A 12,697-nucleotide genomic window follows, 5' to 3' on the forward strand; every position below is an offset into this window, starting at 1 on the left:
TTTGGGGTGAATACGCAATTACAAAATTATCATTTTTTTTGAGAAATTGTTATACATTAAATCTAAAATGCATAATGTCGCCATCTTGGACAATGTATTCTTTGCCTTCAATGGCAATTTTTCCGTTTTCACGGCAAGCTGCTTCAGTTTTGAATTTCTGGTACTCAGCTAATTTTATCACTTCAGCTTTAATGAAGCCTCTTTCAAAGTCTGTGTGAATTACTCCGGCGGCTGCAGGCGCTTTCCATCCTTTTTTGATTGTCCAAGCTCTAACCTCCTGCACTCCAGCTGTGAAATAGGTGATTAAGTCTAATAAAGAATACGCACCACTGATTAATTTGTTCAATCCACTTTCTTCCAATCCGTATTCTCCAAGGAACATCTCCTTCTCCTCAGCATCTTCGAATTCAGCGATTTGAGCTTCTATAGCAGCGCACAGGATGATAACTTCAGCGTTTTCATTTTTCACTTCTTCCTTCAGCTTATCCACATATTTGTTACCAGATAGCAGGCTACTTTCATCCACATTGGCTACATAGATCACAGGTTTGATAGTCAATAAATGTAAGTCACGAACAGCTTCCAGCTCTTCCTTATCCACTTCTACAGATCTAGCGTTTTTTCCGTCTACCAGTGCTTGTTTGAATAGTAAAAGTGTTTCCAGTTCATTTTTAGCCTTGGCATCTCCGGATTTAGCGACCTTCTCAGACTTCTGGATTTTCTTGTCCACTGACTCCAAATCTTTCAGTTGAAGCTCAGTATCTATCACTTCCTTGTCAAAAATTGGGTCTACCCCACCAGCTACGTGGACGATGTTGTCATCGTCAAAGCATCTGATCACATGAATGACAGCATCTACCTCTCGGATATTTGCTAGAAATTTATTTCCAAGGCCCTCACCTTTGCTTGCGCCTTTTACAAGTCCTGCGATATCCACAAATTCAATCACAGTTGGAAGAACTCGATGCGGATTAACAAGTTCTTCTAGAATCTGAAGTCTCTTGTCCGGAACGGTTACTACACCCACATTAGGTTCAATAGTGCAAAAAGGGAAATTAGCTGCTTCAGCTTTCGCACTGGATAGGGCGTTAAACAGAGTGGATTTTCCTACGTTTGGAAGTCCTACAATGCCACATTGTAATGCCATTAATTTGTTATTTTATTTTAAATATTCTGTAAGATTTATACCCCTTGTAGAACTCCAAAATGAAAACTCTAAAGATGGTGTAAAGTGGTATTGCAAAAATCATCCCGACAACGCCTGCGATTTTTGCCCCGGCAAAGATAACAACAAATATTTCAAGGGGATGTGCTTTCACAGATTTAGAAAAAATCATAGGCTGAAGAAATATATTATCTGTGATCTGAACTAGCCCAAAAACTGAAAGTATCTTGATAATCAGGTAATTTAATTCGTTGTTTGTTTCAAAACTACCGGATGAAATTCCGATAATGATACCGAAAGTGGCGCCAAGTAAAGGGCCTGCATAAGGGATTAGGTTGGCTACTGCCGCAAACAGCGCTATGGTCAGAGCGTATTCTACTCCCATGACGGTGAGTCCGAAACTGGCCAAAGAGAAGATTGCCAGCATTTGAAGTAATAGCCCCGAAAGATAATTGGACAGCAATTTTTCTACCTTAGTAAAGGTCGCTACTGATAGCTCAAAATAGGGGTTTGGGATTAGATTTAGTAGGTTTCTTCGCAATAGTCCATTTTCCAACAGCAGGAAAAAGCTAATAAAAGCAATAGCCATTGTACCTATAAAAAGGCTACTAGTAGTATTTATTACTCCACCTATGAAGCTAGTAAAATCGAATCCTTTGATCATTTTAATCATACTGGATTTCAAACTACCAAATAAATATCCAGGCTCCGTTTCTAGTAACTCATGTCTGAAAAGAAAACCTTCAACCCTAGTGACTGGTATTTGAATTTGCTCATAGATTCCATTTAAATCCAATTCGCTTAATATAATAATCTGATTATTGATCAAAGGGAAAAACAGAAAGCTAAGCAATACCAACAAAAGTACTATCGCCGAATAGGATAGCAGAATTGCAGACCACCTTGGAATATGCTGTCCTAATAAATGAAAATCATTTAGGTGGTTCGTTAGTGGGCGTAATAGCGCTGCTAGTATTAAAGAAATGACTAGATAAAGCGTGATATTGGAGAAATACCAGCCGAAAAGCAGGAAAACTGCGGTGAATAAAATGAGATAAATGAAAAAACGCTGCATATTCTAAAATAAGAAAAGGAGACATTACTGTCTCCTCTAATATACTATTTCTCTATTTTGAAACTAGAATTCTGATCAATCTAGCTGAATTATTCCCACTTCAGTTCGTCGTTATACTCTGATTCCGACTCTTCTTTTTCGTATTGTTCAAAATCAACATCCGGAAGTAGCTCATTTTTCACATGATCTACCGATTCATTGAGTGCTTCCACAAATTTGAAGAAATCCTCTTTGTATAGAAAGATTTTGTGCTTCTCGTAGGTGAAGTTTTCTCCGTTTACTTTTCTCTTACTTTCCGTTATAGTCAGGTAGTAGTCATTAGAACGAGTTGATTTTACATCAAAAAAATACGTTCTCTTACCTGCTTTTACTTTCTTAGAGAAAATCTCCTCTCTGTCATAGCCTCTTTGATCGTCCACAATTCTAAATGTTATGAGTATAAGGTTGTTTAAAATACAACCCAAGATAAAACAATTAGCTTTGAGAATTCAAGTCTAAACGCTAATTATTTTAGCCTAGCTGACATAAATATTACCAATTAATGGCGAATTAGGTGCTAAATTAAAGCATCTGACTAGCTAATAAATCTTATTCGTCGTGCATCATAGCCTTTTTGGCTAATAAAGCTTCCTCCGATTCACGGTGATCAGGATCATCCACACAGCAATCTACTGGACATACTGCAGCACATTGAGGCTCTTCATGGAAGCCATTGCATTCTGTGCATTTATCGGTCACGATATAGTAGAACTCATCCGATACAGGTTCTTGCTTCTCATTTCCGTCTACGACAGTACCGTCTTCTAAAGTAACTTCTTTCAAACTAGTACCGCCACCCCAAGTCCACTCCACTCCACCTTCATAGATGGCGGTGTTTGGGCATTCTGGTTCGCATGCACCGCAATTGATGCATTCGTCAGTAATCATTATAGCCATAACTTCAATTATTTAAAGATCAAAAGTAACAACCTTAAAACTGTGAGGCAATAAAAAAGTTGTCATACTAACTAATTTAATTCAATTCTAAGGGTGCTTCTTTTCAAAAAAGCTAAATTTGCCCCAATAACTAGAAAACATGAAGCCAGTAGAACGTATCTCCGCATTTGTCAAACTTGGAAAAGCAATCCAAGATCTAAATTCAGAAGATAAAGATGAATTACTATGGAGGGCGGAGAACAATAATAATTGGTTTACTAAACATTCCGTAGAATCTGCTCTTAAAGGCATCTCATTAATGCTTTCCGAAGAGAAAATGGATGCTTGGCTTTCTATATACGATTTGAAAGAAGTGGGGAATCCTCAATCTATTGGGTTGATGATGGCTGGAAACATCCCAGCGGTGGGTTTTCATGATTTGATGTGTGTGATTCTTTCTGGTCACCAGGCGGTGATTAAGTTGAGTTCTACTGACGAGATTTTGATGAAATGGATCCTTAAAAAGCTGATTGAAATTGATCCCAGACTAGAAAAGCAGATTCGGATAGAAGAAATGCTTAAGGGAATGGATGCATATATTGCTACAGGCAGCGACAATTCGTCTCGATACTTCAATTATTATTTTGGGAAATATCCACACGTCATTCGTCAGAATAGGACTTCGGTGGCTGTTTTGACAGGAGAAGAGACAAAAGAGGATTATGTCAACCTCGGTAAAGACATCTTTCTGTATTATGGTCTGGGTTGTAGAAACGTCTCAAAAATATATATAAAATCTAAGGCTCAATTACAGGACTTACTGGGTGCGTTGGAGGTATATGCACCGATTGCATCACATCACAAATACCATAATAACTACGATTACAATAAGTCAATCTACTTGGTTAATTTAGAAGATCATTTAGACAATGGTTTTTTGCTTCTAAAAGAAAGCGATGCCTTAGTATCTCCAATTTCTGTGCTTTTCTATGAAGTTTATGAAAGCGAAAAGCTTTTGAGTGAGAAACTGCAGGAGCTTGAGCCTAAAATCCAATGTGTAGTGGGGAATGGTGCTGAAAGAGTGCCTTTTGGAACAGCTCAAAATCCTGAGCCATGGGAATATGCTGACGGTGTGGATACGATGGCTTTTCTACAAGAATTATTCTAAAGGTAATTTAATACAGGATTTACTCCATAATCAATACTTGAATGCCCCAATAGTTCAGGAAAATTCAAATCATCAGAATAGTGACTTCAATAAAATGGTTTTAAATAAGGGAAAGGCACCTTTGTTGACTGGATTTGGTTACTGATTATTAACCTATATTTCTATATTTGCACTCGAAATTACCGAACATTTTACCATAAAATTCCCTATACAATGGCTTTTGATATTGAAATGATCAAGAAAGTGTATGCCAGATACCCTGAGCGTATCGAAGCAGCCCGCAAGGCTGTGGGACGTCCACTTACTTTGACAGAAAAGATTCTTTACGCACACTTGAGCGAAGGTGCCGCTTCACAGACATACGGCAGAGGTGTATCTTACGTTGATTTTCAACCAGATAGGGTTGCAATGCAAGATGCTACTGCACAGATGGCTTTGCTTCAGTTTATGCAAGCAGGTAAGAGCCAAGTGGCAGTTCCTTCCACTGTTCACTGTGATCACTTGATTCAGGCTGAAGTAGGTGCTGATCAGGATTTGACCAAAGCAAAAGATAAAAACAAAGAAGTTTATGATTTCTTGGCTTCTGTTTCTAATAAATATGGACTTGGATTCTGGAAGCCAGGAGCAGGTATCATTCACCAAGTAGTTTTAGAAAATTATTCTTTCCCAGGTGGAATGATGATTGGTACCGATTCTCATACACCAAATGCAGGTGGACTTGGAATGGTAGCCATCGGAGTAGGTGGAGCTGATGCATGTGATGTAATGGCTGGACTTCCTTGGGAGCTTAAATTCCCAAAATTGATTGGTATCAAACTTACTGGTAAACTATCTGGATGGACTTCTGCCAAAGATGTAATCCTGAAAGTAGCTGGAATACTAACTGTAAAAGGTGGTACAGGTGCAATCGTTGAGTATTTCGGCGATGGCGCTAGATCTCTTTCCGCTACTGGAAAAGGTACTATCTGTAACATGGGAGCTGAAATTGGAGCTACGACTTCGATCTTTGGTTACGATGAGAAATCTGCAGCTTACTTGAGTTCTACTGAAAGAGCTGATGTGGCTGAATTGGCAAATGGAATCGCTGAGCACCTTACAGGTGATGAAGAGGTTTATGCTAACCCTGCTACTTACTTCGATGAGGTAATTGAGATCAACCTTTCTGAATTGGAACCACACGTAAATGGCCCATTCACTCCAGATTTGGCTTGGCCTATTTCTAAATTTGCGGCAGCAGTGAAAGAAAACGGCTGGCCAGCAAAATTGGAAGTTGGTTTGATCGGATCTTGTACCAACTCTTCCTACGAAGATATTTCCAGAGCAGCTTCGCTAGCACAGCAGGCAGTTGATAAGAAACTAGTAGCAAAATCTGAATTCACAATCACACCAGGATCAGAGCAGGTAAGATTCACTGTCGATAGAGACGGTTTCTTGGATACCTTCGGTCAAATGGGCGGTGTAGTTCTTGCAAATGCTTGTGGACCTTGTATCGGTCAGTGGGCTCGTCATGGAGCTGAGAAGCAAGAGAAAAACTCAATCATCACTTCTTTCAACAGAAACTTTGCGAAGCGTGCGGATGGTAATCCAAACACGCACTCGTTTGTAGCTTCTCCTGAGATCGTGACGGCATTGGCAATTGCCGGTGATTTGACTTTCAACCCAATGACAGACAGCCTAATCAACGAAGATGGCGTATCTGTGATGTTGGATGAGCCAAGTGGACTTGAGCTACCTGCGAAAGGTTTTGCAGTAGAGGATGCTGGGTATCAGCAGCCAGCGGAAGATGGTTCTGGAGTTACTATTGTGGTAAGCCCTACATCTGATCGTCTACAATTGTTAGATTCATTTAAGCCTTGGGAAGGAACGGATCTGAAAGGTCTTAAACTTCTGATCAAAGCAAAAGGTAAGTGTACTACGGATCATATCTCTATGGCTGGTCCATGGTTGAGATACAGAGGACATTTGGATAATATCTCTAACAACATGCTTATAGGTGCTGTCAACTCTTATACAGATGCTACAAATTCTGTGAAGAATCAATTGACAGGCGTCTACGGTGAAGTTCCGGCTACACAGCGTGACTATAAAGCTAATGGAGTAGGTTCAATTGTCGTTGGTGATGAAAACTACGGAGAAGGATCTTCTAGAGAGCATGCGGCTATGGAGCCTCGTTTCCTTGGCGTACGCGCTATCTTGGTGAAATCATTTGCTAGAATTCACGAAACTAACTTGAAGAAGCAGGGCATGCTAGGATTGACTTTTGCCAATCCTGCAGACTATGACTTAGTTCAGGAAGATGATTCAATTGATATCATTGGCTTGACTACATTTGCACCAGGTAAGCAATTGCAGGTTGTGTTGAATCATGCGGATGGATCTTCAGATACTATCCAAGTGAATCATACCTATAATGAAGGTCAGATAGAATGGTTTAAAGCTGGATCAGCACTTAATTTGATCAAAGCAAAAGCATAATATAAAAGAGTTTGATTACAAGCCGTAGCGATTTCGTTACGGCTTTTTTTTTGTCTAAAATTTAATTGGGAGTTGATTCAGTATTTTTTTCTTGGGTTTATCTTAAATGTAAATGACCCGTGTGGCACAATAGTTTTTAAATAGAACGATGCTATATACTTCACTCTCCTCAATTTTAAGATTACAGATATTCATGTTCTAAGTGAATGCTTCTTCCAAATTTCCATATCAAACTTTTCTCCAAACAATAAGTAGGAAGCGGGACTTCTTAAGATTCTTTGTCCAGATATTATTAATCGATTAAAAAAAATTTTTGTTTAAGTTCAAAAACACAAAATGTGGCTAAAGATTTAATGAGAGAGTAAAATTTAGCTTTCTTGATAAACACTTAACAAAAAATATACATTAAGATCATCGATATTTGTAAAAAAAATCTTGCTGTTTATTTTGATAGACTATTGTTTTTTCTAGCTTTATGAACAGTAAGCACTTAGAGAGATTTTTTTCAGATAAAAATGCTTGATGTGTTTTCACTAAAATTTAACATAAACCATTATTCAAGTTAGTATGGAGCAGTATTTACCAACAATTCCTCGAGAGAATGAGATGAATGTGCTTGGAACGAATTTCAAATTTTCATTAACCTCAAATTACCAGCTATGAGAAAAATTTTATCAATTGCTTTCGCTCTGGTCTTAATGTTGGGCTATACAGCCACAGCACAGACACAAAAGCGAGTTTTGAAGGGAGTTGTGACCTCTAAGGAGGATGGACTTCCAATGCCCGGCGTCACGGTTTTAGACAAGACAAACCAGACAGGTACCACTACTGATTTAGATGGTAATTATTCTATTTCGGTAGGATCCACTTCTGTATTAGTATTTTCCTTTATTGGATATGCAGCCCAAGAGTACTTAGTAGGGAACCAATCAGAAATTAACATCAGCCTAAGTGAAGATACTAGCGAACTTTCTGAGTTTGTCGTGACGGCCTTTGGTATGGACAAGTCGCAAAAGTCTTTGGGCTATGCGACGAGTACAATAAATGCAGACGAACTAGTAAAAGTGGGTACGCCTAACGTAGCTTCTGCTTTGTATGGTAAAGCTGCTGGTGTCAAAATCAATACTGGTGCTGGTGGAGCAACATCCGCTGTCAACATACAGATTCGTGGTATAAACTCTATCACGGGTAAAAGCCAGCCATTGATTGTATTAGATGGTGTTCCTATCCGAAATGAGGAAGTTACCAATAATAACTATTGGGGAGATCAGCGCCTGAGAGGTAATGGACTATTGGATATCAACCCTGCTGATATTGATAATATTTCAATTTTGAAAGGAGCTTCTGCTGCTGCACTATATGGCTCTGAAGCTGTGAATGGTGTTGTTTTGATTACCACTAAGAAAGGTAAAGCGGGCAAAAACGGCATGCAGGTAGATTTTAATACTAATTACTCAGTAGATGAGATTGCGTATTTACCAAGATATCAAAATGTAAGAGGTCCAGGAATGCCGTCACAAGTGCAGAATTTGGGACAAGCTGAAGATGGATTTAATTATACAGCTGACGGAGTACGAACAGTGCCTAGCACTACTACTAACTATGGACCTGTCTTCGACGGTAAGCCAATGTTAGCATGGGATGGTATTGCTAGACCTTATGTAGCACAGGAAGATAATTATGCAGCCTTGTTTAATAATCCTGTCAGTTCTCAAGTGAACGTTTCGATTTCTAATGCAACCGATAAATCAAACTTCCGTCTTTCTTTAACACGTCAGGACAATGAGTCTTTGAGTTTGAATTCTAAGAATAGTAAGAACATTGTTAACCTTAATTCTGGTTATCAGGTAAGCAAAAGATTGAAGACTGACTTGATGATTAATTACATTAATCAAAACACTAAAAATCGTCCATATTCAATTGATCGAATGATCAATAATTTCGGTGGTATGATGACCCGTTTTGATAATGGAGCATGGTATTTAGATAAATATCAGACCAGTAGAGGGTATCGTTATGTGACAGGAAATGGACAGAGTTTAACTCCGGACGAGAATATAACAGGAAACGGCTTCAGAGGAGATATCGCAGATTATGTTTGGAGAGTAAATAATAATCGATCTTCAGAGCTTAGTAATCGTGTGATTGGTAGTTTGACAAATACATTCCAAATTACTGAAGAGTTGAATTTAAGAGCACGAGTGTCTACTGACTTTACAAGCAGATATTCTGAAGACGAAAACTCAACCGAAAGACCGCTGGCCTTTGGCCCATCTGGATCTTTTGGCATGCAATCAGAACTGTTTAATATCCTATATGGTGATTTAATGCTTAATTACAAAAGATCAATCACTGACGAGATTACTGTTGGTGCGATGATTGGTTATACAGCTAGAACTGAAAGTTTTAGCAGCATAGGTAGAAGTACGAATGGTGGTTTGAGTACTGAAAACCTTTTTGATGTCGTTGCTTCGACTAATCTTCCTAATAATAACTCCGACCGTTCATACAGAACAATTGATGCATTCATTGGTACTGCAAACTTTGACTACAAGAATATTTGGTTTGTAGAAGGTACAATTCGTAGAGATAGAGTTTCTACTATGAATCCTGATAATAATGCGTTTATATATCCTTCTGTCAATACGGCTTTTGCTATTTCAGACGCATTGGATTTACCTGAATTTATTACTTTCTCAAAGTTGAGAGGTTCTTGGGGTATTGTTGGTAATTATCCTGATATCTATAGAGCGAACATTGCCTATTCTCAGAATACTTTGGGTGTGCAGCAGACTGGTGGAGCAAATGTGCTTTATACTAATTTGTCATCATCTTTTGGAAATGACCTTATCAAACCGGAGCAAAAACATGAGTTTGAATTTGGTTTAGATACAAGGTTCTTTAACAACAGATTTGGTATAGATATCTCTTATTATAATGCGCAGATCCGTGATCAGATCTTACCATTGACCTTACCTTCTTCTTCAGGAGCTACCTCTGTATTAACTAACATTGGTACCCTAAGAAACACAGGAGTTGAAATTCAATTGACTGGTGATATCATTGCAACACCAAATTTCCAGTGGAATGCTGTAATTAACATAGCTAGAAATGTAAACAAAGTAGAGAAGTTAGCTAACGGTGCTACTGAACTATTGCATGCTGATTATGACGGAAACGCTGCTCAACTTAGATCTGTAGTAGGTAGACCAATGGGTGATTTCTATGCTCGCCCTATTGCACTTGATGCAAACGGTGATAAAATCGTTCAGCCAAATGGTCTATACAAAATTGATGATCAAAGCTGGATTCAGGTAGGAAATGCTATGCCAGATGCCGTAGGTGGTATTATTAATAATGTTTCATACAAGAACTTCAGTTTATCAGCTGTGATGGACTTCCAGATCGGTGGTTCTGTTATGCCAACAGGTATCAACTGGATGATCAGCCGTGGTCTAACAGAGGAAAGTTTGAACTACATGGATGAAGCAAGTGGAGGATTGGCTTACTATAAAAATGCTGATGGACAAGGTGTAGGTGTTTCTCATTCTACAGCTCAGGGTCCTAACGGTGAGACAGTATATCACGATGGTATGGTGATGGATGGTGTAGTAGCTGATGGGTCTAACAATAACAACGTAATCTCTCAAGCTTACTACTATTGGAATACTTACAATTGGGGTGGTCCTCAGTATAGCCAATCGAGATATGAATTGTATATCCAGGATAATGATTATATCAAAATGAGAGAATTGTCTTTGGCTTATACAATACCTAATCACATCACTTCAAAAATTGGAGCATCTAATGTGAATATCTCTGTATACGGCAGAAACTTGTTTTTCCTTTATAGAAATATCAAGGACCTAGATCCAGAAGTATTGACTGGTGGATCTAGATGGACTCAGACGCTGACGAGTGCGGGTACAAACCCAGCTACCAGAACATATGGTGTGATGTTAAGAGCTAGATTCTAATTGTTGGTTAAGTTAAAAACATATGAACATGAATTTTAAGAAAATATTTATATACACCCTATTGATCAGCGGCTTAGCTAGCTGTACAATAGATGACTTTGCAGATGATTATTCTGATCCATCCAAGCTGGCTGGTACTACGGTAGGAAAGCAGTTTACTGGTATGATTATGTCTAACCGCCAATCTGTATTACCGTCTTATTGGGATTACTTTGTGATCAAAAGAATCACTTCTAACAGATTTACTCAATCAGTAGGATGGGTAAACGTAGAAAACCAGTATGTTCCGGGTTCTGCCGCAGTAAATGACAGATGGAATAATTACTACAATTTCATGGCTCAATACAGAGAGCTACAGAAAGTGTATGATGGATTGACTGACGTCAAAAAGCAAGATAACCGTGTGTTTATGATTGCTGCTGCCACCTATTTCTACGATCATACGCAGCAAGTAGTGGATTTACATGGTGATATTCCGTGGACTGAAGCTGGTATGCTTAGTACAAATGGTGGTGATTATTCTAAATCCTACGCGGGGTATGATAAAGCAAGTGATATCTACACGAAAATGCTAGATGATTTGGCTGGCTTTGCTACTGAAATAGGTTCATTGCAAATCAATCCTGCTTCTGCTGTTGAATTTAAAACGCAGGATTTGATCAACAATGGAGATATTGATATGTGGAAGAAATATATCAATTCCTTGAGATTGAAAATGCTTACTAGAGTAAGTGGTACTAGTGAATTCAGCGCTAGAGCTAAATCAGAAATTGCCTCTATTTTGTCTAACCCTTCACAATTCCCTATTGTAGCAGATAATGCTAGTAATATCATGTGGGATATTTACTCTGTAGGTACTGTGATCGGTGGAAATGATTTCCGTAGCGGTTTAGAAGACTGGAACGGAAATATTGCAGGCAAAGCAATTTTGGATCACATGGTAGTTAATGAAGATCCTAGATTGACTTATGTGTTTCAACCAGGCATTGAATCAAATGGAGCCTATTTAGGTCTTGACCCGTTGATGAATCCTACTGATCAAAATGAATTGGTATTGACTCAGACATTGAGTGTTTACAATTTCTCAACTATCAGCAGAAACCAATATTTCCCAGGTATTCTTATTACTGCCCCTGAGGTTCACTTGATGGCAGCAGAGTTTTACTTAAAAGAAGGACAGGATGCTACGGCAAAAATGCACTTTGAGGAAGCGGTGAAGAAATCAATTGGTTTTTATCAGTATTTGAGAAGTATCAGTAACAATGCTGAAGCAGATGCGCCAGTCGTTCCAACTGAACAGTCAATCAGCAACTATTTGGCAATGGATGAAATTTCTTGGAGTGCTGCTTCTAGTATGGATGAAAAACTATCGTTAATCGCCGATCAGAAATGGCTTCACTTCAATGTAATTCAGTCAAACGAAAACTGGCATGAATTGAGAAGACTTGGAAAAGTAGATTTGGACTTCTGGACAGACAATTCAAATCAGCAAAATCTTCCTCCGTCTAGGTGGATGTATCCAGGATCAGAGCAGACTTATAATATGGAGAATTATGTAAAAGTTCAGCCACAGGATAAGTTGACAAATACTCTTTTCTGGGATGTAAATTAATTATAGATTGGGTTACAATGACTAATAAAGGCCTCTCATGTACTTGAGAGGCTTTTTTGGTTTTAACAGAAAGTCAGTTCCTGTGGCGCAAGTAAAGAGATGTCTAGAAAATTCTTTGGTGAAGTGTATTTCTCTTCGTTGATTTCTGGAGACTAGCACTGATTAGATTTGAATACTTCTGCCACCTGTTGAATTCTATTAAATACTCTGAAAATTGCTTTGTAAGTTTAAGACAGAATTAACAACGCTATCTCACTCCACCTGTGATTTCTTGTTTGCACTTTAAGTGCGCATCAGTTCAGGTAGTTTG

At 38.5% G+C, this 12,697-nt stretch carries 8 protein-coding genes; 4 read left to right on the plus strand and 4 right to left on the minus strand.

Going from position 1 to position 12,697, the window contains the following annotated elements:
• Window positions 1-49 precede the first annotated feature (49 nt).
• From ychF to ESV85_RS09280, 4 genes are all read right to left on the minus strand, one after another.
• Entirely contained in the window at window positions 50-1,147 is a 1,098-nt protein-coding gene (gene ychF / locus ESV85_RS09265; RefSeq protein WP_146916860.1) for a redox-regulated ATPase YchF, read from the minus strand.
• A gap of 7 nt (window positions 1,148-1,154) precedes the next feature.
• The gene (locus ESV85_RS09270; RefSeq protein WP_146916862.1) at window positions 1,155-2,240 is read right to left on the minus strand and encodes an AI-2E family transporter; all 1,086 of its coding nucleotides are present in this window, start codon (window positions 2,238-2,240) and stop codon (window positions 1,155-1,157) included.
• Window positions 2,241-2,329: 89 nt separating this feature from the next.
• Window positions 2,330-2,659: a DUF3276 family protein gene (locus ESV85_RS09275; RefSeq protein ID WP_146916864.1), complete on the minus strand. Its 330-nt coding sequence runs from the start codon at window positions 2,657-2,659 to the stop codon at window positions 2,330-2,332.
• A gap of 169 nt (window positions 2,660-2,828) precedes the next feature.
• Window positions 2,829-3,176: a 4Fe-4S binding protein gene (locus ESV85_RS09280; protein ID WP_146916866.1), complete on the minus strand. Its 348-nt coding sequence runs from the start codon at window positions 3,174-3,176 to the stop codon at window positions 2,829-2,831.
• Between the two features lie 139 nt (window positions 3,177-3,315).
• Between ESV85_RS09280 and ESV85_RS09285 the strand changes: the two genes are divergently transcribed.
• The 4 genes from ESV85_RS09285 to ESV85_RS09300 all read left to right on the plus strand — a co-directional run bounded on the left by ESV85_RS09285 (window position 3,316) and on the right by ESV85_RS09300 (window position 12,387).
• Entirely contained in the window at window positions 3,316-4,323 is a 1,008-nt protein-coding gene (locus ESV85_RS09285; RefSeq protein ID WP_146916867.1) for an acyl-CoA reductase, read from the plus strand.
• A 213-nt stretch (window positions 4,324-4,536) separates the two neighbouring features.
• Window positions 4,537-6,798 (plus strand): aconitate hydratase, encoded by a 2,262-nt coding sequence (locus ESV85_RS09290; RefSeq protein WP_146916869.1) that lies wholly within the window; start codon window positions 4,537-4,539, stop codon window positions 6,796-6,798.
• Window positions 6,799-7,457: 659 nt separating this feature from the next.
• The gene (locus ESV85_RS09295) at window positions 7,458-10,775 is read left to right on the plus strand and encodes a SusC/RagA family TonB-linked outer membrane protein (protein ID WP_146916871.1); all 3,318 of its coding nucleotides are present in this window, start codon (window positions 7,458-7,460) and stop codon (window positions 10,773-10,775) included.
• Between the two features lie 28 nt (window positions 10,776-10,803).
• Window positions 10,804-12,387, plus strand: a complete 1,584-nt coding sequence (locus tag ESV85_RS09300; RefSeq protein WP_223275958.1) for a SusD/RagB family nutrient-binding outer membrane lipoprotein — start codon at window positions 10,804-10,806, stop codon at window positions 12,385-12,387.
• Window positions 12,388-12,697: the final 310 nt, after the last annotated feature.

The organism is Algoriphagus aquimarinus, from assembly GCF_007997215.1.
In the GTDB taxonomy this organism is placed as follows: domain Bacteria; phylum Bacteroidota; class Bacteroidia; order Cytophagales; family Cyclobacteriaceae; genus Algoriphagus; species Algoriphagus aquimarinus_A.

Bases quoted from the DNA above. Each gene is read 5' to 3' on its own strand.
- ychF (WP_146916860.1), bottom strand. From the start codon at position 1,147: ATGGCATTACAATGTGGCATTGTAGGACTTCCAAACGTAGGAAAATCC.
- ESV85_RS09270 (WP_146916862.1), bottom strand. From the start codon at position 2,240: ATGCAGCGTTTTTTCATTTATCTCATTTTATTCACCGCAGTTTTCCTG.
- ESV85_RS09280 (WP_146916866.1), bottom strand. From the start codon at position 3,176: ATGGCTATAATGATTACTGACGAATGCATCAATTGCGGTGCATGCGAA.
- ESV85_RS09285 (WP_146916867.1), top strand. From the start codon at position 3,316: ATGAAGCCAGTAGAACGTATCTCCGCATTTGTCAAACTTGGAAAAGCA.
- ESV85_RS09290 (WP_146916869.1), top strand. From the start codon at position 4,537: ATGGCTTTTGATATTGAAATGATCAAGAAAGTGTATGCCAGATACCCT.
- ESV85_RS09295 (WP_146916871.1), top strand. From the start codon at position 7,458: ATGAGAAAAATTTTATCAATTGCTTTCGCTCTGGTCTTAATGTTGGGC.
- ESV85_RS09300 (WP_223275958.1), top strand. From the start codon at position 10,804: ATGAATTTTAAGAAAATATTTATATACACCCTATTGATCAGCGGCTTA.